Below are 23,685 nucleotides of genomic sequence, written 5' to 3' on the forward strand. Positions count from 1 at the left end.
CAACTAACAAATTAAAAGATTAAACAAATGAAAAAAATGTCATCTAAGCTACTTCTAGTAGCAATGTTAATTTTAAACGTAGCTATGGTTAGTGCTCAGGAAGCCGCTGATGCAGCACAACAAAGTAAAGGGCTCCACCAAGTATTTAAAGAGCGTTTCATCGAAGGGGGGCCTGCCTATATGGCGCCTATCTTGCTCTGCTTGATCATTGGTTTGGCAGTAGCTATTGAGAGAATTATTTACCTCAATATGGCAACTACCAATTCTAAAAAATTAATCGCCGACATCGAACAAGCCCTCGATAGCAAAGGTATTGAAGCTGCTAAAGAAGTGTGCCGCGATACAAAAGGCCCTGTTGCCTCTATCTTCTATCAAGGTTTAGACCGCGCTGGTGAAGGTATTGATATGGTCGAAAAATCAGTGGTATCTTACGGCGGTGTCCAAATGGGACAATTAGAGAAAAACGTTTCTTGGATTTCCCTCTTTATCGCTATCGCTCCGATGTTAGGGTTTATGGGTACTGTAATCGGTATGATTGAAGCCTTCGATAAAATTAGTTCTGCTGGTGGTTTGGATGCTTCTTTGATCGCTGGTGATATCAAGGTTGCCTTGCTTACTACCGTGTTCGGTTTGATCGTTGCGATGATCCTCCAAGTATTCTACAACTACATTATCGCTAAAATCGACGCTATCGTAAACGATATGGAAGATGCTTCTATCTCTCTTATCGACCTCTTAGTAGCAAGAAAAATTAAATAATTTTACTCACCCATTAAACAAATTTTAGTATGTATAAAATAGCAAAATATGTAGCTCTTGCTTTAGGTGTCATTGGGGTAATCCTATGGGGAGTATTATCTTCTACTAATGCCGAAGACCCTAATAATGGTGCTATGCAAGCTTTATTTGTGCTTACCTATATATTATTAGCTATTGCTTTCGTCGCAGTAGTGATTTCAGCAGCACAAAATATCTTGTCTTCACCAAAAGCACTCAAAAAAACGCTTATCTATACAGGTGGTTTTGTTGTCATTCTCCTCGTAGCCTACATCTTCTCTTCAGGAGCTGTTGAAGCTAACGCTAGTGAAGAAGTGAAAAAAGCCAGCGAATCTGTAAGAAAATGGACAAGCACAGGTCTAATCGCTTTGTATATATTGGTGGCCGCTGCCGTTGTAGCACTTATCGCTTCCAATGTGAAAAAAGCACTAATGAGATAAAAAATTATGGCAAAACGTTCAATACCTGAGGTAAACGCAGGATCTATGGCCGATATCGCTTTCCTTTTGTTGATATTCTTCTTGGTAACAACTACTATCGAAAGCAATACAGGGATCACTGTAAAACTACCTCCTAAACCACAAGAAAATACGCCTCCACCTCCACCAGTAAAAGAGAAAAACGTATTGGTTGTGGTAGTGAATAAAAACAATCAGTTGTTAATAAACAACCAGTTGAAGGAACTTAAAGACGTTAAACAAACAGCTATTGATTTCTTGGATAACAATGGTGATCTCTCTTGTAATTACTGTAAAGGTAAAAAAGATCCATTGTCTTCTGATAACCCAGATAAAGCTGTTATCTCTTTGCGTAACGACCGCGAAACTTCGTACAAAACCTATATAGCTGTACAAAATGAATTGATCGCAGCTTATAACGAACTCCGCGAACGTGAACGCCAAAAGAAATTCCCTAACGAGGTTCCTTATGTTCAAATTGAAGAAGAGTTCAACGCGGCTCGTACTCCTCAAGCACGTAAAGACCACCTTGAACCTATTATCTTGGAACTACAAAAACGCTTCCCAAGAAAGCTTATAGAAACCGCGCCTAAAAAGCACTAAAAATTAAAGAGAATATGTCAAAATTTACTAAAAAGAAAAGTGGTGAAGTACCTCCTGTTTCTACGGCTTCTTTGCCTGACATTATCTTTATGCTTTTGTTTTTCTTTATGACTGTAACAGAATCAAAAGATAGTGACTTGATGGTGCAAAATAAGTTGCCCGTAGCCGATCAAATTCAAAAATTAGATAAAAAAGACCCTGTAGTCTATATCTACGCTGGTAAACCCCTTCCTAAATATCAAGCTAAGTTCGGGGTTAATGCCAAAATTCAGGTAAATGATAAATTTATTGACGTTTCAGAAGTAAGCCACTATATCCTTAACTATCGTGAAGGCTTGCGCGACGCCCTTAAAGATGTTTATATTACCGCCTTGAAAGTAGATGCTGATACTAATATGGGGCTCGTGAGTGATATCCGTGAGCAATTACAAGAAATAAATGCTTTGAAACTCAACTATATCGCTCGTCAAGGTTCTCCTTTGAATCAAAAATAGAAACATTTTAAACTTTCTATCATAAAAAAGACACATAAATCTATGTGTCTTTTTTTGTTATTCTCAAAATTAATATTACCTTTGCACTATTGAAACATTTTAATAGTAAATATTTATGAAAAAAATTATCTTATTTTTTGGCTTGCTCCTCACAGCAGGAGTAGCTTCTGCACAATCTTTTAAACCTGGTGATGTTCAAATCAACGGAGGGTTAGGTATCTCAGGGCCTGGTGTTATGGTATATGCCGCCGCCGATTTGGGTGTTGCCGATAAAATATCTGTTGGAGGTGAACTTTTTTACCGCGGCAGAACTTATAGTAATGTAAGATATACCAGTGTAGGCTTCTTAGCTAATGGTAATTATCACTTTGGCGAACACATCAAAGGAATCCCTTCCAATGTAGATTTATATGGGGGGCTATCATTAGGCTATTACAGTTGGTCTAACGACTCCGATTATAGAGATTGGACTCCTTACTACGATTCTGGCTTTGCACTGCGCTTGCAAAGTGGTGGTCGTTACTTCTTTAACAAAAACTTTGGTGTAAATGCTGAACTTTTTGTAGAACACAATTCCTTTGCTGCTGCTGGTTTCAAAGCAGGGGTTACCTATAGATTCTAAAAAACACTTATACACTTTGCCAAAGTCTTTAGACTTTGGCAAAGTTGATTATAAAACTCTCTATCTCTTACTTAAAAAATACTCTTTAAACAACCGCAATCGCCCATAATCATATTTTTCATTCGCTTTCTCATAAATACCTTTTATGGTGCTTAGATCTTCTTCACTTTCAAAAAGTGCTTCCAATTCATTAATCTCTTCAGTGGTGAAAATTGCTTCTATAATTTCCGTTGATAAAATACCTCTTTCTATCAGCTTGGCTAAATGCCCATAAATAGTCCCTTCTGTGAACATACGCTCTTTGGCTATCTCGGCTACCGTTTTGTTCTGTTGCCATAATTGCAATGTAATATCATAAGTGGAAATCTTTTCTTTCTTATCTTTTTTAGTCTTCTCTTCAGGAATGCCTACTTTAGGCGGATTTGCAAATAGCTGTTCGTTCTTTAGGGCTGTGAGTACGCGTTCTATCAGTTTAAAGCGCATTGCTTCTAATCTCTTGGGCTGTATATTCTCTTTGCTGAAAGGCGTTTGGCTTTGTAGTAATACTACCATCTGCTCTAAACGAAACAGTTTCTTAATAACTTCTGTGAGACTGTCGTCTAACTCCTTCAGCTCTTTGCTGAACTCTTTTACTTTCTTTAAACTTGTTACTTTGGTCTCTACATATAACAACTCGTACCATATTGTTTCTAATAGCGGACTAAAATAGGCGACGGCTTTCAATATTCTCTCAAAAATGGTTGGTGTGGGGGTAGGACTTTGGAAATATCCTAATAGTTGCTTGCTAAATTTCTCTGATACAGCAACCATCGCTTTCACTCGTGCGTATTGTTGCATTGCCCAGCTTTTATAGGCGTTTTTGTTGCCTAAATCACCTATATAATTATGGCTATGGGTGTACCATTCTTCTAAAAGAGATTGCCAATCAAAAGTTTTGAGTATACATTCTCTCAAAAAGTCTATTCTCCCTTCACGGCAGGCTTGTAGCATTTCCTCTTCAGTAGCTTTGTTGTCGGCGTAGTCTATTACTTTTTCATCGTTGTCAATGCCGTTTTGTGTTACCGACGACAAGAGTACTAAACCATCCAACGAACGTAAGCGTGAGAACGCTACGTATGCTTGCCCTGAAGCAAATACACTCGCCAGGTCTAACACTGCTTTTTCAAAAGTGAGCCCTTGACTTTTGTGTATAGTAATCGCCCACGCCAATCGCAAAGGGTATTGAGTGAAAGTGCCTAAGCGTTCTTCTTCAATATCTTTGGTAGTGTCGTTCACTTTGTAGCGCACGTTTTCCCATTCGTAACGCTCTACATCAATAGTGATGCCGTCGTCTAAAGCAACGCTCACTTCCTTCTCACCAAGAGCTACCACGGTTCCCATTTTTCCGTTGAAAAACAAGTGTTCTCCCGAGGGGTCGTTCTTGATAAACATCACTCTGGCGCCTTCTTTTAACTGAATAACTTTCTCAATAGGGTAAAGATATTCAGGAAAATCGCCTACTACATCAGCTTCGTAACTGAATAGGGGAGAGGTAAGTTTTTCTAACTCCTCTTGGTTTATCATATCGGCTTTGTGGTTGTGAGTGGTGAGGGTGATGTATTCGTTTTTGTGTTGTTTAGCGAACTCTGGTCGCACGTGTGAAGCCAATTGTCGCAAATCTTCTTGGGTGAGCTTGTTGTCTCTTAGGTGATTGAGTATAGAAATGAACACTCCATCGGTTTGCCGATATATCTTTTCAAGCTCTATATACAACAGTGGATGCTGGCTGATAACTTGTGATTGAAAGAAGTACATTCCTGTGTAGTAATGCTTTAGCACCTCCCATTCCTCTTGTTTCACTACAGGAGGCAATTGTAGCAAATCACCTATGAAGAGCACCTGTACACCTCCAAAAGGTCGCCTATCTTTGCGAATGAATTGCATCATAAAATCCATCGCATCTAATACGTCGGCGCGTAGCATACTCACCTCGTCAACAATTAGCAGTTCCATATTTTTGATAACTTGCTGCTTGTTGCGATGCATTTGAAAGTGTCGTTTTAGTGATTCGCGGTTTTCAAATCTAAAGAATTCATTGGTGATAGGAGGATTAGAGGAGGTAGGTAAAAATGAAGCAAAGGGTAACTGAAATTGCGAGTGAATGGTAACCCCGCGCGCATTGAGCGCCGCTATCCCCGTGGGGGCAACAACCACCGTATTTTTATAGCTGGTTTCTATGATTTTGTGTAGCAAAGTCGTCTTTCCCGTCCCTGCTTTCCCTGTTAAAAATATATTTCTATTGGTTTCGTTGATAAGTGTAAGAATGCGCTCTTCCATACTCTTGTTTGGGCTGATATAGTTTTATGAGTACAAAAGTATAAAATATTTTGCAATATAAAAAAAATAAACTACCTTTGCCACAAAAGATTACAAGTTGAACTATGAATACACCCACATCAGAAGAAAACTTAGAAATTGTTAAAAAGGTACTTACCAAATACTTAGAGGATAATGGGCATCGTAAAACCCCTGAACGATACGCTATTGTAAAGGAAATTTACGAGTATAACGACCATTTTGATATAGAAACGCTCTATGCCAATATGAAAAAGAAATACCGCGTAAGTCGTGCAACCCTCTACAACACTATCGAACTACTTCTCGAATGTGGTTTGGTGCGCAAACACCAATTCGGGCAAAACCAAGCTTACTACGAGAAATCGTATTTTGATCGTCAGCACGACCATATCATCCTTACCGATACAGGTGAAATTATGGAGTTCTGCGACCCGCGCATCCAAACTATACAAAAAACAATAGAAGAAGTATTTAATATCAATATTACCAATCACTCTCTTTATTTCTACGGTACGCGCAAAACTGATACCCAACAACCTGAATCCAAAGAGAGTACAACTAAATAATCAAACAAAATGGCAGTAGATTTATTATTAGGTCTTCAGTGGGGAGACGAAGGAAAAGGTAAAATCGTGGATGTCCTCACTCAAAACTACGATATCATTGCACGCTTTCAAGGAGGACCTAACGCGGGGCATACTCTCGAGTTCAATGGTATCAAGCACGTGTTGCATACCATTCCGTCGGGTATTTTCCACCAAGGTGCCGTAAATATCATCGGTAATGGGGTGGTGATAGACCCTATCATCTTCAAAAAAGAAATAGAAGCACTCGCGCCTTATGAAGTCAATCTGAAAAAAAACTTACTAATTTCGCGAAAAGCACACCTTATTTTACCTACCCACCGCCTCTTAGATGCCGCTTCCGAAGCTGCTAAAGGCAAAGCAAAAATAGGCTCTACCCTCAAAGGAATAGGCCCTACTTATATGGATAAAACAGGTCGTAATGGCTTGCGTGTAGGCGATATAGAACTCTCCGATTTCAACGAACGCTATCGCAATCTCACCGATAAACACGAAGAAATGCTCGAAAACTACAAGGTAGATATACAGTATAACCTCAAAGAATTAGAAGCTGAGTTTTTCGAGGCTGTGAAAGTACTCAAAGAGTTTCAATTTATTGATAGTGAGGAATACCTCTACCAAGCCCTCAAAGCAGGTAAAAAAATACTTGCTGAAGGAGCTCAAGGCTCTATGCTCGATATCGATTTTGGTACTTATCCGTTTGTAACTTCCTCTAATACCACCGCTGCTGGTGCTTGTACAGGCTTAGGTGTTGCACCTCGTAGCATCGGTCAGGTGATAGGTATTTTCAAAGCCTATACAACCCGTGTGGGTAGCGGGCCTTTCCCTACTGAACTCTTCGATGAAATAGGCGAAACAATGACCCAAGTAGGTCGAGAGTTTGGTGCTACAACAGGGCGTCGCCGCCGTTGTGGTTGGCTCGATTTGGTAGCCCTCAAATACGCTGTACAAGTGAACGGAGTAACCGAACTCACAATGATGAAAGCCGATGTGCTCAGCGGTTTTGAAACTCTAAAAGTGTGTACCTCGTATCTCTATAAAGGAAAAGAAATCAAGCACCTGCCTTACAATATCGAAGAACAGAACGTAACCCCTATCTATACCGAACTCAAAGGTTGGCATCAAGATCTCACCCAGCTTAACTCCTACGGGCAACTGCCTAAAGAACTATTAGAGTACATCAGTTTCTTAGAAAAAGAATTAGAAGTGCCTATCAAAGTAGTATCTGTAGGACCTGATAGAACACAAACCATTATGAGATAATAAAAAAGGCTATTCGTTCGCAAATGAATAGCCTTTTTTGTGTTTTTAAGTTACACTTATTTGATGAAGTCAAAACCTTCAAACGATTTTCTTGAAATAAGAGATGAAATTTTATTATTTAAGATAATTATTAGGCAAAGGTGAAATATTTTTAATATTAAAAATAAAAACAAAAAAATATGAAAGTTCTTTGCTTTCTAAATGAAAAGTTGTACATTTGTAGCGAAAAAATAATTGTATAAAAACAACTATGGAAAAAACAGTCAAACGATTCTTAGACGTTATCCTCGATCAAGCTACTCCTCTTATCGCAAGTCTTAACAAAGGGGTGTCCGAGTCACAAATAACTGAATTTGAAGCTGAAATGGGTATTACCCTCCCTGCAGAGGTAAAACAATTATACCAAACTTTCAACGGACAAAAAGAAGGTGAAAACGATGTCTTCTTCCTTGATGGTTTGCGCTTTATACCCTTAGAAGAAGTCAAACGCACGCAGCAACATTGGTTAGAACAATTGCAAAGCGTTCCTAATTGGCAATCTCTTCACTTCGATAAAGAAGAAGCCATTGATATGTGTTGGGATGAAGTGTTAAAAAACCAATTTTATAACCCTAAATGGATTCCATTCCTCTCCAATGGAGCACGCTTTATGTTTATCGACCTCGACCCCGATAAAGAAGGTGTTGTTGGACAAATAGGCGAAATAGACTTAGTACTCGATTCTATCGAAGATTCATTTATGGATTTACACTATGACTCTATGGAAGATTGGCTCGAATTTCTTACTGACGATATTGAAAAAGGAATCGTGTATTACGATAACGAAATGCACTCGCTCATTGATGCTATTGATTATAACGAAGAAGATGATTTGCCTAATATTTTCGCCCCTACTCCCGATTATGTCTCAGAAGGAGGCTCTAACGTTTATAACTATTCCGAAAAAGACAGAAGCAATTTTGTATTGCCTGACCGCACTTGTGTGTATATGGACGAAATTTGCGACCATTTTGAAAAATATATCGGCAAAATAGACAGCGTATTCCACGAAATCCTCTCAGAATATGTGCATATAGATGTACATTGGATCAAACCTACCCCCGAAACGCCTTACAATGTACTTTTCACTACCGGTATGAGCGATTATCCTATGTACTTGCCCGAAGGCTTGGAAAACCCGAACGACTACAGTCACGCTGAGCTAATGGTCTACCTTCCTGCCGATTGGCCTATCAGCGATGAAGCTTTTAAAGACGATGATAACTATTGGCCTGTGTACTTCCTCAAGATGATAGCGCGTTTCCCGCATCAGTACAAAACGTGGATGGCTGAAGGGCACACTATCCCCAACGGCCCCGATGCTGAACCTATTGCCAATACCGATTTCGGTTGTATCCTGCTGATGCCCCCTTACTTATCAGCACCACAGGACTTCTTAAAGTTACACACTAAAGATGGTACGATTATCAATTTCTATTGTATTTTGCCTATTTATCCAGAAGAAATGGATTTAAAATTAGAAGAAGGGGTTGACGAGCTACTCAACCTTTTCGACGAAAACGGAATCTCTGAAGTAATAGATGTTCACCGCAAAAATGTAGCGTTATAAACATAAAAAAACAGATGAAATCTTTTGAGGCTTCATCTGTTTTTCTTTAATATCTCTGCCAGCATTTTCTTAGCTCTTAGCAGGGTAATCTTCACACTGCTCATCGGTGATTGCATCTCTTCGGCAATCTCTTTATAGCTTTTTTCGTGCAAATAGCGCAGTTGTATAGCCGTTCGGTAAGGCTCTTTTAGTTGTTTTATGCTCTTTAACAAGTAGTCGAACTGCTGTTCCATAATGAGGCTATCCTCTATGATGGGGGTCTCATCTATCAGCGTTTTAGATTGCTTTTCCTCTCGATCTAAGTGCAATAGCGACTCATTTTGCTTTCTCAGGTTATCTATGTGAATATTTTTAGAAATAGCAATTAACCAAGTGCGGAAAGAGTATCGCTCGTCGTAAGTATGGAGTTTGTCGAATGCTTTAGCAAATGTTTGTATGCTAATATCCTCTGCTTCAACTTCATCATTCACACGCTTGAGCTGAAAGTTGTACACATCAGTCCAAAACTCGTCTAACAACCAACTAAAAGCTCGTTGTTTACCTGCTTTTGCAGCGACTATATTTTCAGCAAGTGCTTCTGCCATTATTTATTTCTGCACTCTTGTTCGTCGGGTAAGCGACCGCAGAAACTGCAAGGTTCTCCTTCAGGGTTTAAATGTGGATTTTGGCTCGCACAAGTACCAGCAAATTTACCGCCTTTTTTACCCCAAATCTTAATTGCCATACCTGCCACACATAGCAGTAATATACCAATAGTTAATAATATTAATTTCATTTTTTAGTTATTTAAGATTAAAAAGAGATTCCACGGCGGGAACTCTCTCACACGTAAAACCTTCCGCAAAATCTGTACCAATTAGCCTACCCAAATCGCGTGCTCTGTAAGTAACGCTATCTAAAAAGTTCTTGTCAGAAATTGGAGTAGTGGGCTCATTGCTATTGCTGTCATAAAACTGAGAGCTGTACGCCAACACAGCATTCACTTTGGCTTCCATAAAACCTGTGATATCTACCACAAAATCAGGAACTATGTTCTTCCACTGAATGTAGTGATACACTACTTTAGGACGCCAAGCCGCTTGTGCTACACCGTCGAGAGTAGTTTCGATGCGTCGCAAACCGCTGAGAAAACAAGCATCGCTCACGAGTTTGCTACCTTTGCCGTGGTCGATATGACGGTCGTCTACAGCATTGCAAAGCACTATCTCGGGCTGATATTGACGTATTTTTTTAATAATCTCCATTTGGTGAGCTTCGTTATTTATGAAAAAACCATCACGGAACTTCAAATTCTCGCGTATGGTTATCCCTAATAGCTCTTTGGCTTTGGTTGCCTCTTGGTGGCGTATTTCAGCACTGCCACGTGTGCCCAATTCCCCTTGTGTTAGGTCGATAATGCCTACACTTCTGCCTAAGCTAATCTCTTTGGCAATGGTGCCTGCTGCCCCTAATTCTACATCATCGGGATGTGCCCCAAAAGCTAATATATCTAATTTCATCTTGTTATTTATTAATTGTCTCTTTTATTTCTGTTGCAATTTTGTCTAACATCTCATACCTATAGCGGTAGAGCGACCTCTTGTTCGATTTGATTTCTTCCATTGGTTTGCGGTGCATTTCAATAGGAAGCTTGAACCACCCATCTTTATCGGGAGTGCCATCGGCTTCTTTCCACAATGTGTCATAACTAAAACTGAGTTTGTGCAACCATTCTATATGAATAAAGTGTTTTTTGTTATGTGCCTGTATCTTACTGCCTACCCCATACAAAGCAGAGCAACCTAATTGCCTGCTAAGTTCCTGAATGATAAATATCATCAGGGCTTTAGGACGAAGAGCATACATTTGTTTTTGTAGTTCTTTGATAGCATTTTCATTTTCAGTAGCTTTATTGCCCTGTACGCAACCTATACGGCATACCCATTCTTCATTTTCTTTATCAATCACAAACGAGGCTTCACAGATGGCCTCTTGATAACTATCACAATGCAACGAGACCACTAATTCTCCCTCTTTGCGGAAACGTTCATTGTATCCGAGGTATATTTGTCCCTTTTCGCCGTTGTATTTCATTGTGAACTCAGCCAATTTGATAGGCTTTTCTTCTTGGATAACACGCGTCAAAAAAGGCTGTTGCTTGATAAAAGCATAACAACTCAGCAAGGCTTTAGTTCGTTCTTTCTTGCCCCATTTGGTAGACATATACACCCTAAAAGGCTTAAAATAAATACGAGGACGGTGTGAAAGCACCCATTTATACTCTTCTGATTGTATCAAACTGAACCATTTTTTAGCAAATGGGATGTTTAACAAGGTGTGGAAGAGTATCTTGTTCTTTTGTTTTTTGATGTATTTAGGATTTTCGTTGGCAAAACTATGTTCTGTTAAAGCCAAAGCATCGTGTAGTAGTTCTCTTGTCGTCATTAATTCTTGATTATTAATTGTTTATAGAGGCTCGTTTTCCAGCCTTTTTTATCAATATATTGCAACAATTGGTCAAAACGCGCTATCATCTGCTCACCACTGTTACGCATTACATAAGCAGGAAAATTAAATTCTTTTTGGTGTAAATTTGTAAATTCCCAAGGGTGGAAGTACAAAGTAGCATAGCCTGTAGAGGCTACACATCTATTTAGCAAAAATTTATAAATCCACAAAGGGAAATTGTGAAATGATAACCAAAATAGAGGAATCCTAAACCAACTTACCGCTGCAGGGATTTGCCATAAGCCATTTTCGTTGAAAAAACGCTTTGGTACGTGTAATTTGTTGTATCTCCCTGGTAAAAAAGTAGGATTTACTGATGAATTGTATTGATAGCCGGCTTTTTTTACTTCCTCAGCACTTACTTCGAGCATTCTCGGCATACGCAATCCCTCAATAGTTACCCCAAATTGTTTTTCTAAAGCCTCTTTAGAGCGTTTGAGGTGTGCATTCTCAAACTCGGAATGGTAATAAGTGTGAGAGGCTAATTCGTGTCCTTCGCTGAGAAGTCGCTCTATAAGGTCGGGGACTTGCTGGGCAAAGACTACTGTTGAAAAGAAAGTAGCCTTGGCGTTGTGTTTTTTGAGTAGGTCTAATATAGCGGTAAGTCCCTCGCGTGAAATGGCTATTTGTCGCTCGAAAGCAATATCGTAGCCGTATTCTTTGGGCATATCAAACTCTTCTATGTCGAAACTTAGGTAAATCATTTTTATAGTTATTAGTTTCCTCTGTAAGTAGAATAACCATACGGAGATAATGTAATCGGAATATGATAATGCTGATTATCTTTTATCTCAAAAACTACTTCTATAAAAGGATAAAATGTTTTTTGTTTCAATCTTTCAAAATAAGGAGTGATATAAAAAGTGAGTTTATAAACCCCATTATTATTTTTATTAGATTCTTCTTTCAAAAAATCTTTAATTCTCCCATTGTTGTCTGTGTATTTCTCATCTATCAATACCCAGTTTTGATTTTTATCTTGCTTAGATAGAGCTATCTTTACATTTGGAGCAGGTTTACCTTGTGAAATATCTAAAATATGACTTGATAATTGATATTTCTCTTGTGCTTGGATGAATGCGCTAAAAAGTATTAGCAATATTAGAATCGGATTTCTCATTTTTATGTGTTTTTATTTACAATTTTTGTTCTTGAATAATATAACAAGGTCGGTCTTTAGTTTGTTTAAAGATTTTTCCTATGTAAATACCTATGATACCTAAAATGATGAGTTGTAACCCACCAAAGAAAACAATCGTCATAATCAGTGAAGCCCAGCCCGATATTTCAGTGCCACTTGCAAAGGCGTATATCACATAAGGAATGTATAATAGTGATAGGGCAGAGAATGCAAAGCCTAAAAATACAGCGAAATATAAGGGTTTGATACTGAAAGCCGTAACACCTGTAATCGCTAATTGTAGCATCTTCTTAACTGTGTATTTACTTTCACCTGCAAAACGAGAAGCTGCAGTGTAAGGGATGTAAGTTTGGCGGAATCCTACCCAAGGCACGATGCCTCGCAAGAAAGGTTCGTTCTCTTTCATAGAGCGAATGACCCTTACCACCGATTGGTCTAAAAGTCTAAAATCAGCTGAACCTTCTTTGATTTCTATATCCGAAAGCAGATTGAGAAGTTTGTAAAACTGTTGAGAGCTTTTTTGTTTCTTTTTAGGGGTATCCGCCGGATAGGTGCGCAAAGTTGCCACTACTTGATAGCCTTCTTCCCATTTGGCAATGAGCTCGGGCAAAAGGGCAGGAGGGTGTTGCAAATCGCAATCCATAGAGATAACAGCATCAGCAAACGAGTGGTCTAATCCTGCTTTTACTGCTAATTGGTGACCAAAGTTACGCGAAAACGATAGATATTTCACGCGCATATCACTTTCAACTAAAGATTTGAGCACCTCAAGAGAATTATCGCTGCTGCCGTCGTTTACAAAAAGCAAAGTATAGCTATAATCAGGGAGTTTTTCAGCAAAAACACGCTGTATAGCCTCATATAACGGACGTATATTTTCACTTTCGTTATAACACGGTACTATTATTTCTATTGTTTTCATCTTTTTTATCTCTTACCTGAATAAATAACATTTCATACACTATTGCAAGCCAAACCAAGGTTACGGGTACAGCTCTTAACGAATATCGGATAATGTAAGGTTCTTTCAGAGGTTTGAATAAATCAGTAGGGGAGAGTGAGCCTAACATAGCCAATACCAATAAGGTTATTTTGAGTTTAGGATGGAGTTCACTTACCATAAACCATATCCCAACCCCCACATAAGCTACTATATAAGTGCTATTTTCAGTACCTGTACTAAACAAACAGAGGAAAATACTTACTGAAGCTAATAAAAGCAATCTGAAATTGAGATTTTTATACTGCTGAATGCGCAAATAAGGTAATGCAAATAGCCCTAACCCGAGGAGAATGACTATACTGTTGTTGTTATAAATACCTGTGCGTTGCAAAAAGCCTAAAAGTGATAGGTTTTGTAAGTTGTAAGTGGTGGTATTTAGGTTGGATACATTCTTTTCAGCTAAAGAAGCATACCAATCAAAATATTGAGAAACTACATAATCGGGTGAAGAGTAGAACATTGGCAAACAAAATAAAATGATGAGCCAAAATAACCCCGACCAAATAAATCGCCATTTGTCCTTAGCAAAGAAGAAAAATGCTAAGCCTACAATGCCATAGAGTTTCGTGAGCGTGCCTATTACAATGAGCAAGGTTGCCCAATGACTCTGCTTGCGTTCTATAAACACAAAAGCACCTACTAATAGTGCTATCACGCTGATATTGAACTGCTGCATAGCTGCCGCGGTATACATATCGTGAGCAGCAATGAGCAGTACCGCTATAATAGCCTTTTTAGAGAGAGGCAATTGCCTAATTGCCCAATATAAGAAAGCTGCATTTGCCATTATCCACAAAGTACAACCTATCCACTTGGGTAATAAGGCAAAAGGAGCGATAACTGCACTGAAAAAGATACCGTAATGATTTGTATCGAAATACTCATCGGGGTAGGGAAGATAGAGGGGCAATTGCTTGAGAGTATGCCAAAATACCCCGTCAAAAATTAGGTAGTTGTTGAACTTGCCAGCTATCCAAACGTTCTGTACCACAGTTGCCAGCGCAAGGGCAAACCATAGTATTGTGATAAAGCGGTAATTTGCAAATAGTTTTTTCAGCATTGTTATTGTTATTTTTCAATCCATTGTATTACTTCATCGCTAGAAGGTAAGGTTTTAGGGTCGATTACCTTTTCTAATTTACCGTCTCGTCCGATGAGGTATTTTTGAAAATTCCATTTTACTTTAGAATCTTCTACACCGTTTTTCGCTTTCTGGGTAAGAAACTGATATAGAGGGTGCATATTCTTTCCTTTTACCGATATTTTGCTCATCATCGGGAATGTTACTCCATAGTTGATACTGCAAAATGAAGCAATTTGTTCGTTACTACCAGGCTCTTGTCCTAAGAAATTATTAGCGGGGAATCCTATAATGATAAAATCTTTGTCCTTATACTGCTGATAAAGTGCTTCGAGTTCTTTGTATTGGGGGGTGAGACCGCATTTTGAGGCAGTATTAACAATCATTACTTTCTTGCCTTTGAGGTCGGCAAGAGCAAAGGGTTTGCCATTGATATCTTCTACAGTAAACTGATAAATAGTTTGATTATCAGCGTTGTTTTGTGCTTGTAGATTTTCCATAGTGAGGGTAAATAAAGTGATGATAAAAGTGAAGTATTTCATAGAAAAATTAAAATTTGTGGCAAAGTTACGCAAAAGGTTTGATTTATTAAATAAAAACTTTATATTTGCCCAAAAATTAATGACTATGTTTTCAGAAAAAGCTTTTAAAATATTTGAAGAAAGTATTGCGCAATACCACATTGCCGACGATGTATATCAGTCTTTTACAAACCCTTATCCATCAACCGACTTGCTCAATCACTTGCTTTATCGCAAGAACTGGATTGACACCGTGCAATGGCATTACGAGGATATCATTCGCGACCCGCACATCGACCCAGTGGCTGCCCTCGACCTCAAACGCAAAATCGATGCTTCTAACCAAGATCGCACCGATATGGTAGAGTATATAGATAGCTATTTTTTAGATTTATATAAGGAGGTAAAACCACTTCCTGAGGCTACTATCAATACTGAAAGTCCTGCGTGGGCAGTGGATAGGCTTTCTATTTTAGCACTGAAAATTTACCATATGGAGGAAGAAGTAAACCGCCCCGATGCCACTCCTGAGCATCGTGCTAAATGCCAAGAAAAACTGAATGTTCTCCTCGAACAGAAAAAAGACCTCTCTACCGCTCTCGACCAGCTTTTAGACGATATTGCCGCAGGTCGCAAATATATGAAGGTCTATAAACAAATGAAAATGTACAACGATGAGGAGTTAAACCCAGTACTGAGAAGTAAGAGATAAGAGATAAGAAGGTGAAACTAACATATTATCATTATGAATTGGAAGGAAATTTGCAGGGAAAACGATATTGATGATAGCTTTCTAAGGTTGTTTGCTCCCAGAGATGGGATTACATTGCTCAACAAGGAACAATTTCGTCTGGCTCAAGAAAGAATTTCACAAGTTAAGATGGGGTTTGAGCTATTGCCACTCCTCACAGATACTGAAGATAGCTATCTATTGATTTATACTACAGGATTCTTAAAGGGGAAAGTGGTGATAACCGACTTGGAGGCTACTGCTTTTATACCATCATTTAAAAGTATACAATCTTTTTTAGAAGTTTATTTTCGCAATACTGATGCAACTACTTTAGCTTATATTGATTGGAATTGTGATTATGATGTAGATATGCCTTCTGATGAACCTGAAGTATTGCGCGAATGTTGGAAGTATATTAAAGCAGATAATTTTGTTTCCGAAGCACAAAAAGTAATGATTTGTTGTATGGCTATTTATCTCACGCCTTTGGAGCAACGCGATAGTTTGTTTTACTTTTTGCAATCGCCTTTTATAGATGACGAAAGTGAAACTACTGAAACCATTGTATGGGAAGCAATCAACTCTTTTACGGGGGATAATCCTTACCCCTCTGCTAAACCTGTGATAGCCGCCCTATTTGAAGCTGAAAAATTCAATGATTATCCTTATAAAGATATTATTTTTGATGGAGAATTTAAAGAAAAAGGGTTTAAAGTATTCTGGAGAGAAAACCAATTTTGGTTGGTGATATTGTTACTCTCCTTGTTACTATTCATTTCGAGGTTTTTCTGGTAAGAAACTTATAAAAAAACTGCCCAACTATTCTGGGGCAGTTTTTTTTATTTTATATCCCCTTTTCTTCCAAATACATCAAAAAATACTCCTGAAGGTCCCCACTTACCTTTTTCCCTTTACAGAACAACTCAAAAGGCTCTGTTTGTCCTTCAAAAGTTGCAATTCCATCCAAATATCCCAAAATATCACTGACAGTCTCACTCATCACCATACTTAAAAAAGATTTGAAAGCCTCTCTTCCTTCCTCATCAAGTTTGTTATATAAGGCTTGCCCTTTCTTCCAGTTAGGTTCTTTATATGGAGCTCGCTCCCTGCCTTCTTCCAATAATTGTATGTATCTTTCAAGTTCCTTTTCAAAAATTACATTACTAATTTGTTTTACAATAGCTTCTTGTTGCATAACTTCTATTTTAGAATACAAATATACAACAAAAAACTGCCCCAAACAATTTGAGGCAGTTTTTTTATTACTACATTGCCAAATCGGCAAATTATCTAATGCTTGCTTTTAAGTACTCACGGTTGAGGCGTGCGATATTTTCAAGTGAAATACCTTTAGGGCATTCTACTTCGCAGGCACCAGTGTTGGTACAGTTACCAAAACCTTCGTGTTCCATTTGGTTTACCATATTGAGTACGCGCTCGGTAGCCTCTACACGACCTTGAGGAAGGAGGGCAAATTGCGATACTTTGGCAGCCACAAACAGCATAGCTGAAGAGTTTTTACAAGTAGCTACACAAGCTCCACAACCTATACAAGCCGCAGCGTCCATAGAACGGTCGGCATCGCGTTTAGGGATAGGAATAGCGTTGGCATCTTGCGTATTACCAGAAGTGTTCACAGAGATATATCCCCCTGCTTGTTGAATGCGTTCAAAAGCAGTTCTATCTACCATCAAGTCTTTGATAACAGGGAAAGCAGTAGCGCGCCAAGGTTCAATAGTAATGGTGTCACCATCTTTGAACATACGCATATGCAACTGACAAGTAGTTACCCCACGGTCGGGTCCGTGAGCTTCCCCATTGATAAAGAGCGAGCACATACCGCAAATACCTTCACGGCAATCGTGGTCGAATGCTACAGGTTCTTCCCCTTTTTCAATGAGTTGTTCGTTGAGTACATCCAACATTTCCAAAAAAGACATATGGTCTGAAATGTTGGTTACTTTATAATCTACCATACGACCTTTCTCTTGCGAGTTTTTTTGTCGCCACACTTTGAGTGTTAGGTTCATCGTTGCCATATCTTTCTATTTATAACTACGTTGTTTAAGTTCAATATCTTTAAATACAAGAGGTTCTTTATGCATTACCTCTTCACTAGGGTTGTAGGTATTCACTACTTCTTTAGGATTACCAGTGTATTGCCAAGCGGCTACATAAGCATAGTTTTTGTCGTCACGGAGGGCCTCACCATCAGGAGTTTGATACTCTTCGCGGAAGTGACCACCACAAGATTCGTTGCGCTCTAAGGCATCTTTGGCAAAAAGCTCACCGAGTTCAAGGAAGTCGGCTACACGACCTGCTTTTTCAAGCTCTACGTTCATACCAGTGAGTTCACCAGGTACTTTTACGTTTTTCCAGAAATCTTCGCGTATTTCGCGTATTTCTTTGATAGCTTCTTTCAAGCCTTCAGCATTACGCGCCATACCTACTTTATCCCACATCACTTTACCAAGTTTTTTGTGGAAGTAATCTACAGAGTGGGTACCCTTATTGTTGATGAAGTAAGCCAAACGTTCTTTTACGATGCGTTCTGCTTCGTCAAACTCAGGGGTATCAGTAGGGATTTTACCGGTACGGATATCAGCGGATAAGTAATCGCCAATAGTGTAAGGTAATACAAAGTAACCATCAGCTAAACCTTGCATCAAGGCAGAAGCTCCTAAGCGGTTTGCCCCGTGGTCGGAGAAGTTTGCCTCACCGATAGCATAACAACCAGGTATAGTGGTCATCAAGTTGTAATCTACCCAAATACCACCCATAGTGTAGTGCGTAGCAGGATAAATCATCATTGGTGTTTTATAAGGGTTTTCGGCTACAATCTTTTCGTACATTTGGAAAAGGTTACCGTATTTGGCTTCTACGATTTTTTCACCACGCTTGGTAACTTCTTCTTTAGTAGGTTCTACGCCGTGAATTTTACATTGTTCTTTACCGTAACGTTCGATAGCAGAAGAGAAATCCAAATAAACAGCTTCACCTGTTTCGTTTACTCCATAGCCTGCATCGCAACGTTCTTTAGCAGCACGTGAAGCTACGTCACGAGGCACGAGGTTACCGAAAGCAGGATAACGGCGTTCCAAGTAGTAATCGCGGTCTTCTTCAGGGATTTCAGTAGGTTTTTTGCGTTTTTCGCGTATCGCTACTGCATCTTCCATTTTCTTAGGTACCCAAATACGTCCGTCGTTACGCAAAGATTCAGACATCAAAGTTAATTTAGACTGATAGTCACCTGAACGAGGGATACAAGTAGGGTGAATTTGAGTGAAGCAAGGGTTAGCAAAGTAAGCACCTTTTTTGTGGATTTTCCAAGCTGCGGTAGCGTTAGAGCCCATCGCATTGGTTGAAAGGAAGTATACGTTACCATAACCACCAGAAGCGATAACCACCGCGTGAGCAGAGTGGCGTTCAATTTCACCAGTAACAAGGTTACGAGCGATGATACCACGAGCTTTACCGTCTACGATTACCACATCGAGCATTTCGTGGCGGTTGTACATATCAATTTTACCACGAGCGATTTGGCGATTCATCGCAGCATAGCAACCGAGCAAGAGCTGTTGTCCTGTTTGACCTTTGGCATAGAAAGTACGAGAAACCAATACTCCACCGAAAGAACGGTTGTCTAAGAGTCCGCCGTAATCACGAGCAAAAGGAACCCCTTGTGCCACACATTGGTCGATGATATTGCCAGATACTTCAGCAAGGCGATATACGTTAGCCTCACGAGCGCGGTAGTCACCACCTTTTACAGTATCGTAGAACAAGCGATAGTTAGAGTCGCCATCGCCCATATAGTTTTTAGCAGCATTGATACCCCCCTGAGCAGCAATAGAGTGCGCACGGCGAGGAGAATCTTGGTAAGCGAAAGCTTTCACGTTGTAGCCTAATTCAGCAAGGGTAGCTGCAGCCGAACCACCAGCCAAGCCAGTACCTACCACAATCACGTCGATATTACGCTTGTTAGCAGGGTTTACGAGGTTGATATGGTCTTTATATTTCGTCCATTTGTCCGCTATAGGACCTTCAGGAATTTTAGAATCTAATGTACTCATAAGATTAAGCTTTTATTAAAAATTTAATGTAATGGAAGAGGGCTATAAAAATAAAGCCTCCGCAGATAATGTAAGAATACCAATTACCTACACTGCTGATGAGCTTTTTGCGAGCGTCGTCTTTCCAGCCCATAGATTGGAAAGCAGATTGGAATCCGTGTAGCAAGTGCAAGCACAAGAACACAAAGCACAATACATAGAAGCCCACACGTAGAGGGTCGTGGAATTTCTCTACTAATTCATCATAGTAGCGGGTAGGGTCTGGAGCTAATTGCTCAATGTACTTGTAATTCATTTCACCTACCCAAAAATCATAGAGGTGAAGCCCTAAGAAAAGAAGAATTACAATTCCCGAAATGATCATATTACGAGACATCCAAGTGGAGTTAGCGCCCCCATTGTAGCTGTAATACGCCTCACTACCACGAGCTTTTTTGTTTTGGATTTCCAAGACAAATCCCATAATGAAATGGAATAACACCCCAGCGAGCAATACAGGTTGCATAGCAAACTGAATTAGCGGGTTAGTACCCATAAAGTGGGATAGCTCGTTGAAAGTACTCTCACTAATCACTGAGGTAAGGTTTACCGCCAAGTGAATGATTAGAAAGAGAATGAGAAAGAGTGCCGAGAGAGCCATCGCCACCTTTCTTGCAACAGATGTTTTAAATAATCCTGCCATTCGTTTTATAGTTTTTTTATATATTTACGTTAAATAATTTCGCTACAAAAGTAAGGCTTTTTAATTATCTATACAACAAAAATTACGCAAAATAACTAATTTATATTCGGTTTAAAGAAGAAGAAGCGAGTTACTCATTGAATGTAAGGATTTAACAAATTTTAGGAATTAAAAATTAGAAGTTAGTTACTGAATTGTCAGATTGTCAAATTAACTAATTGTTTGATTTCTTTTTCGGTGTTAAAACTATGCAAACACACCCTCAAGCGCTCCTGACCAGCAGGTACCGTAGGGGCTAAAATAGGCAATACCCCTATGCCTTGTGCTTGCAAACGATTGGCAAGAGCTTTCACGCGATCGTTGCCGCTTACAACCATTGCTTGTATAGCTGAATCGGAAGGTATAAATCCTTCAATGCCGTATTGGGTTATCAACGATTTGAAATATTCTATATTGTGGTGAAGAGCATTCATCGCTTCCGTTTGTTGCAATTGTTCGTAACCTGCGCGAATAGTCGCTACACTATGAGGATTCATAGCTGTTGTATAAATAAATGAGCGTGAGAAGTTTACCAAATATTGTATCACCTCATCATTAGCAACCACTGCTGCTCCGTGAGCCCCTAAGCCTTTGCCAAAGGTGACAATGCGCGCGAAGATTGCTGTTTCTAATCCTAAGGCTTGTACTAACCCACAGCCGTGTTTGCCAAAAACACCTATAGCGTGTGCCTCGTCTACTGTTATATAAGCACCATATTGCTGCGCTAAAGCTACCAAACGCACTAAATCTGGGCTGTCGCCATCCATTGAAAAAACGCTTTCAGTAGCGATGAGCACTGTTTTATCACCCGTAGCAAACTTTTTGAGCAGTTTTTCCAAATCGTCTAAATCGTTGTGTTTGAACTTATACGAATGTGCTAAACTGAGTGAAATGCCATCGCGTATAGAAGCGTGACTATAACTATCATATAAAATTACATCGCCACGACCTACGATGCAAGAGAAAAAACCTACATTGGCATCATAGCCCGAATTGTACAAAAGAGCCCCTTCAGCGTTATGAAAATCAGCGATATAGCGTTCGGTTTCTGTAAATAAATGAGAGTTCCCCGATAGCAATCGCGATCCTGTCGCCCCGTGAGGTGTTGTGTCGCTTATTAGTTGGCTAACACGTTCAGTGATAGTGGGATTTGTGCTAAAACCTATATAATCATTAGAGTAGAAATCAATAGCAAACGAGCGTTCACTAAGTTTGCGCAAGGCATTGTTCTTTTGGCGTTCAGTTAATTTTTCTCGGATGTGTTTCATATTGCAAAAGTAGAAAATAATGACGAATTACGAATGACAAATGACGAAAATTTGTTACCTTTGCCACATACTAAACTTCTTTAAGTTAGCTTATTATGCTGAAATTATAGGACAAACGGTAGATAAGGAATATCAATATTTTGTAAGAATAGGTTTAGAAAACGGTGGATTTGATTACGAAAAAGAGTTTAAAAAACACAACTACTACAATATCTCTGATTTTAAACAAGTGTGGGAAGATACGCGTTATGGCGGTACTTGGTACCCTGGAATGCCCGAATGAAAAAACAAACTTTTCTAATTCTCTAATTTGCTAATTAACAAATTATTTATAACTTTGCCCATTGTAAAATTTTAACTTATCACTTTTAACCTTTAACTTTTATGAAAAAATTGTATTCGATGCTCCTCGGCATCTTTCTATCAGCAGGTTTTACCGCTTGCAATCAACCTCAAACCAACTCTAAATCTGAAACTTCTAATGCACCTATCAAGTTAGAAACACCTCAGCGCGCTCAAGGTCAAACTGATGTGTTGAACCTCACGACCAATAAGTTAGATACAGTACGTGTGGGGATCATCGGTCTGGGAATGCGCGGTTATAGTGCCGTGGAACGCTATATGCACATTGAGGGGGCTAAAATCACCGCCCTTTGTGATATCCGTCCTGAGATGGTGGAAAAAGCCCAGCAAGTAATTGAAAAAGCAGGTCACCCACGTGTGCCTCAATACACGGGCAGTGAAGATGCTTGGAAAGCCCTTTGTGAACGCCCTGATGTTGATCTTGTTTATATAGTAACCGACTGGAAGCACCACACCCCAATGGCACTCTACGCAATGCAACACGGCAAACACGTGGCTATAGAAGTGCCTGCAGCGCTTGATATGGATGAGATTTGGGCGCTTATTGATACGAGTGAAAAAACACGCCGCCACTGTATGATGCTCGAAAATTGTGTGTACGATTACTTTGAGGTTACAACCCTTAATATGGTACAACAAGGACTCTTAGGGGAGGTGATTCACGGTGAAGGTTCTTATATCCACAATCTCGATGAGTTTTGGACAGAATATTGGAATAATTGGCGTCTTGATTATAACCATAAACACCGTGGTGATGTATACCCTACACACGGTATAGGTCCTGTTTGTCAGGCATTAAATATCCACCGCGGCGACAAGATGAACTACTTGGTTTCGGTAGATACTAAACCTTTTAGAGGTAAGGAAGTATACCAAAAAGTAACAGGTAAAGACGCTGCTGATTTCCAAAATGGCGACCTTACCATTACAATGATTAAAACTGAACAAGGTAAAACTATTCAAATTCAGCACGATGTAGTAACACCACGTCCGTATTCACGTATGTACCAACTTACTGGTACTAAAGGTTTTGCTAATAAATATCCTATGGAAGGCTATTTGTTACAGCCCGAAAGTGTGGCAAAAGCCGAAGTACCTAATCACGAAAATCTATCGGCTCACAACTTTATGCCTGAGGATGCTAAAAAAGCGTTGATGGAAAAATACAAACCACGTATTTTGAAAGATTTGGAAGAACAGGCTAAAAAAGTAGGTGGTCACGGCGGTATGGATTTCATTATGGATTACCGTCTTATCTACTGTTTGCGCAATGGGTTGCCTTTAGATATGGACGTATACGATTTAGCCGAATGGTGCTGCTTAGCACCTCTTTCCAAACTGTCACTTGAAAACGGTAGTGCTCCAGTAGAAATCCCTGATTTCACTCGTGGAGCTTGGAATAAACAAAAAGGCTATAAACACGCGTTTGTTAATTAGTATCCCCACCCCTTTCCCTCCCCCAAGGGGAGGGGGTAGGATAATATATTTTTTTAACTATTTATATTGCATTCTCCCCTCCTTGGGAGGAGGTGGGGAGGATTATAGAG

General features: G+C 39.4%; 27 protein-coding genes. 12 read left to right on the plus strand and 15 right to left on the minus strand.

Annotation, left to right across the window (positions count from 1 at the left end; translation table 11 throughout):
* Positions 1-27 precede the first annotated feature (27 nt).
* From CBG49_RS06550 to CBG49_RS06570, 5 genes are all read left to right on the plus strand, one after another.
* Positions 28-759: a MotA/TolQ/ExbB proton channel family protein gene (locus tag CBG49_RS06550; RefSeq protein WP_088593864.1), complete on the plus strand. Its 732-nt coding sequence runs from the start codon at positions 28-30 to the stop codon at positions 757-759.
* A gap of 29 nt (positions 760-788) precedes the next feature.
* Positions 789-1,217, plus strand: a complete 429-nt coding sequence (locus CBG49_RS06555) for a hypothetical protein (protein WP_009413416.1) — start codon at positions 789-791, stop codon at positions 1,215-1,217.
* Between the two features lie 6 nt (positions 1,218-1,223).
* Entirely contained in the window at positions 1,224-1,838 is a 615-nt protein-coding gene (locus tag CBG49_RS06560; protein ID WP_088593865.1) for an ExbD/TolR family protein, read from the plus strand.
* A 14-nt stretch (positions 1,839-1,852) separates the two neighbouring features.
* On the plus strand, positions 1,853-2,332 hold the full coding sequence (locus CBG49_RS06565; protein ID WP_088593866.1) for an ExbD/TolR family protein: 480 nt from the start codon (positions 1,853-1,855) through the stop codon (positions 2,330-2,332).
* A gap of 115 nt (positions 2,333-2,447) precedes the next feature.
* The gene (locus CBG49_RS06570; RefSeq protein WP_088593867.1) at positions 2,448-2,954 is read left to right on the plus strand and encodes a porin family protein; all 507 of its coding nucleotides are present in this window, start codon (positions 2,448-2,450) and stop codon (positions 2,952-2,954) included.
* Positions 2,955-3,014: 60 nt separating this feature from the next.
* Here the strand turns inward: CBG49_RS06570 and CBG49_RS06575 are convergent, their stop codons facing one another.
* Positions 3,015-5,270: a helix-turn-helix domain-containing protein gene (locus CBG49_RS06575; RefSeq protein ID WP_088593868.1), complete on the minus strand. Its 2,256-nt coding sequence runs from the start codon at positions 5,268-5,270 to the stop codon at positions 3,015-3,017.
* A 104-nt stretch (positions 5,271-5,374) separates the two neighbouring features.
* Here CBG49_RS06575 and CBG49_RS06580 point away from each other — a divergent pair, with 104 nt between their 5' ends.
* The 3 genes from CBG49_RS06580 to CBG49_RS06590 all read left to right on the plus strand — a co-directional run bounded on the left by CBG49_RS06580 (position 5,375) and on the right by CBG49_RS06590 (position 8,747).
* The gene (locus CBG49_RS06580; RefSeq protein ID WP_009750966.1) at positions 5,375-5,857 is read left to right on the plus strand and encodes a Fur family transcriptional regulator; all 483 of its coding nucleotides are present in this window, start codon (positions 5,375-5,377) and stop codon (positions 5,855-5,857) included.
* Positions 5,858-5,866: 9 nt separating this feature from the next.
* Positions 5,867-7,138 carry an adenylosuccinate synthase gene (locus CBG49_RS06585; RefSeq protein WP_088593869.1) on the plus strand — a complete coding sequence of 424 codons (1,272 nt, stop codon included), beginning with the start codon at positions 5,867-5,869 and terminating at the stop codon, positions 7,136-7,138.
* A 250-nt stretch (positions 7,139-7,388) separates the two neighbouring features.
* Positions 7,389-8,747, plus strand: coding sequence for a suppressor of fused domain protein (locus CBG49_RS06590; protein WP_088593870.1), 1,359 nt, complete (start codon positions 7,389-7,391; stop codon positions 8,745-8,747).
* Positions 8,748-8,779: 32 nt separating this feature from the next.
* Here the strand turns inward: CBG49_RS06590 and CBG49_RS06595 are convergent, their stop codons facing one another.
* Genes CBG49_RS06595 through CBG49_RS06635 form a run of 9 tightly spaced genes read right to left on the minus strand, consistent with a single transcriptional unit; the run spans position 8,780 to position 15,001 of the window.
* The gene (locus tag CBG49_RS06595) at positions 8,780-9,331 is read right to left on the minus strand and encodes an RNA polymerase sigma factor (RefSeq protein ID WP_002673201.1); all 552 of its coding nucleotides are present in this window, start codon (positions 9,329-9,331) and stop codon (positions 8,780-8,782) included.
* On the minus strand, positions 9,331-9,522 hold the full coding sequence (locus tag CBG49_RS06600) for a hypothetical protein (protein ID WP_002673203.1): 192 nt from the start codon (positions 9,520-9,522) through the stop codon (positions 9,331-9,333). The genes CBG49_RS06595 and CBG49_RS06600 overlap by 1 nt, the downstream gene beginning before the upstream one ends.
* A 7-nt stretch (positions 9,523-9,529) precedes the next feature.
* Positions 9,530-10,246, minus strand: coding sequence for a bacillithiol biosynthesis deacetylase BshB1 (gene bshB1 / locus CBG49_RS06605; RefSeq protein WP_088593871.1), 717 nt, complete (start codon positions 10,244-10,246; stop codon positions 9,530-9,532).
* A 4-nt stretch (positions 10,247-10,250) separates the two neighbouring features.
* Positions 10,251-11,171: a VirK/YbjX family protein gene (locus tag CBG49_RS06610; RefSeq protein WP_088593872.1), complete on the minus strand. Its 921-nt coding sequence runs from the start codon at positions 11,169-11,171 to the stop codon at positions 10,251-10,253.
* Entirely contained in the window at positions 11,171-11,938 is a 768-nt protein-coding gene (locus tag CBG49_RS06615; RefSeq protein WP_088593873.1) for a polysaccharide deacetylase family protein, read from the minus strand. The genes CBG49_RS06610 and CBG49_RS06615 overlap by 1 nt, the downstream gene beginning before the upstream one ends.
* An 11-nt stretch (positions 11,939-11,949) precedes the next feature.
* Positions 11,950-12,354 (minus strand): hydroxyisourate hydrolase, encoded by a 405-nt coding sequence (gene uraH / locus CBG49_RS06620; protein WP_088593874.1) that lies wholly within the window; start codon positions 12,352-12,354, stop codon positions 11,950-11,952.
* 16 nt (positions 12,355-12,370) lie between these two features.
* A complete protein-coding gene (locus CBG49_RS06625; RefSeq protein ID WP_009418817.1) occupies positions 12,371-13,297 on the minus strand; it encodes a glycosyltransferase family 2 protein in 927 nt (308 codons plus the stop codon).
* On the minus strand, positions 13,263-14,438 hold the full coding sequence (locus CBG49_RS06630) for a glycosyltransferase family 87 protein (protein WP_088593875.1): 1,176 nt from the start codon (positions 14,436-14,438) through the stop codon (positions 13,263-13,265). The genes CBG49_RS06625 and CBG49_RS06630 overlap by 35 nt, the downstream gene beginning before the upstream one ends.
* 8 nt (positions 14,439-14,446) lie before the next feature.
* A complete protein-coding gene (locus tag CBG49_RS06635; RefSeq protein WP_088593876.1) occupies positions 14,447-15,001 on the minus strand; it encodes a glutathione peroxidase in 555 nt (184 codons plus the stop codon).
* 85 nt (positions 15,002-15,086) lie between these two features.
* Here CBG49_RS06635 and CBG49_RS06640 point away from each other — a divergent pair, with 85 nt between their 5' ends.
* Both CBG49_RS06640 and CBG49_RS06645 read left to right on the plus strand, forming a co-directional pair.
* Positions 15,087-15,692, plus strand: coding sequence for a DUF4254 domain-containing protein (locus tag CBG49_RS06640; RefSeq protein WP_088595278.1), 606 nt, complete (start codon positions 15,087-15,089; stop codon positions 15,690-15,692).
* A gap of 33 nt (positions 15,693-15,725) precedes the next feature.
* Positions 15,726-16,508 (plus strand): hypothetical protein, encoded by a 783-nt coding sequence (locus CBG49_RS06645; protein ID WP_126371851.1) that lies wholly within the window; start codon positions 15,726-15,728, stop codon positions 16,506-16,508.
* 49 nt (positions 16,509-16,557) lie between these two features.
* Here CBG49_RS06645 and CBG49_RS06650 read toward each other — a convergent pair whose 3' ends face one another.
* From CBG49_RS06650 to CBG49_RS06670, 5 genes are all read right to left on the minus strand, one after another.
* Positions 16,558-16,908: a hypothetical protein gene (locus CBG49_RS06650; RefSeq protein ID WP_088593878.1), complete on the minus strand. Its 351-nt coding sequence runs from the start codon at positions 16,906-16,908 to the stop codon at positions 16,558-16,560.
* A 91-nt stretch (positions 16,909-16,999) separates the two neighbouring features.
* Complete coding sequence (locus CBG49_RS06655; protein ID WP_002673219.1) at positions 17,000-17,752, minus strand: succinate dehydrogenase/fumarate reductase iron-sulfur subunit; 753 nt, start codon at positions 17,750-17,752, stop codon at positions 17,000-17,002.
* A gap of 6 nt (positions 17,753-17,758) precedes the next feature.
* Positions 17,759-19,786 (minus strand): fumarate reductase/succinate dehydrogenase flavoprotein subunit, encoded by a 2,028-nt coding sequence (locus CBG49_RS06660; RefSeq protein WP_009418022.1) that lies wholly within the window; start codon positions 19,784-19,786, stop codon positions 17,759-17,761.
* Between the two features lie 4 nt (positions 19,787-19,790).
* Positions 19,791-20,468 (minus strand): succinate dehydrogenase cytochrome b subunit, encoded by a 678-nt coding sequence (locus tag CBG49_RS06665; RefSeq protein ID WP_088593879.1) that lies wholly within the window; start codon positions 20,466-20,468, stop codon positions 19,791-19,793.
* A gap of 197 nt (positions 20,469-20,665) precedes the next feature.
* A complete protein-coding gene (locus tag CBG49_RS06670) occupies positions 20,666-21,775 on the minus strand; it encodes an aminotransferase class I/II-fold pyridoxal phosphate-dependent enzyme (protein WP_088593880.1) in 1,110 nt (369 codons plus the stop codon).
* 40 nt (positions 21,776-21,815) lie between these two features.
* On the opposite strand from CBG49_RS06670, the gene CBG49_RS06675 reads away from it, so the two are divergent.
* Positions 21,816-22,058, plus strand: a complete 243-nt coding sequence (locus CBG49_RS06675) for a hypothetical protein (protein WP_088593881.1) — start codon at positions 21,816-21,818, stop codon at positions 22,056-22,058.
* Between the two features lie 101 nt (positions 22,059-22,159).
* Entirely contained in the window at positions 22,160-23,575 is a 1,416-nt protein-coding gene (locus CBG49_RS06680) for a Gfo/Idh/MocA family protein (protein ID WP_088593882.1), read from the plus strand.
* The last annotated feature ends 110 nt before the right edge of the window (positions 23,576-23,685 follow it).

Source organism: Capnocytophaga endodontalis (assembly GCF_002209445.1).
Classification (GTDB): Bacteria; Bacteroidota; Bacteroidia; order Flavobacteriales; family Flavobacteriaceae; genus Capnocytophaga; species Capnocytophaga periodontitidis.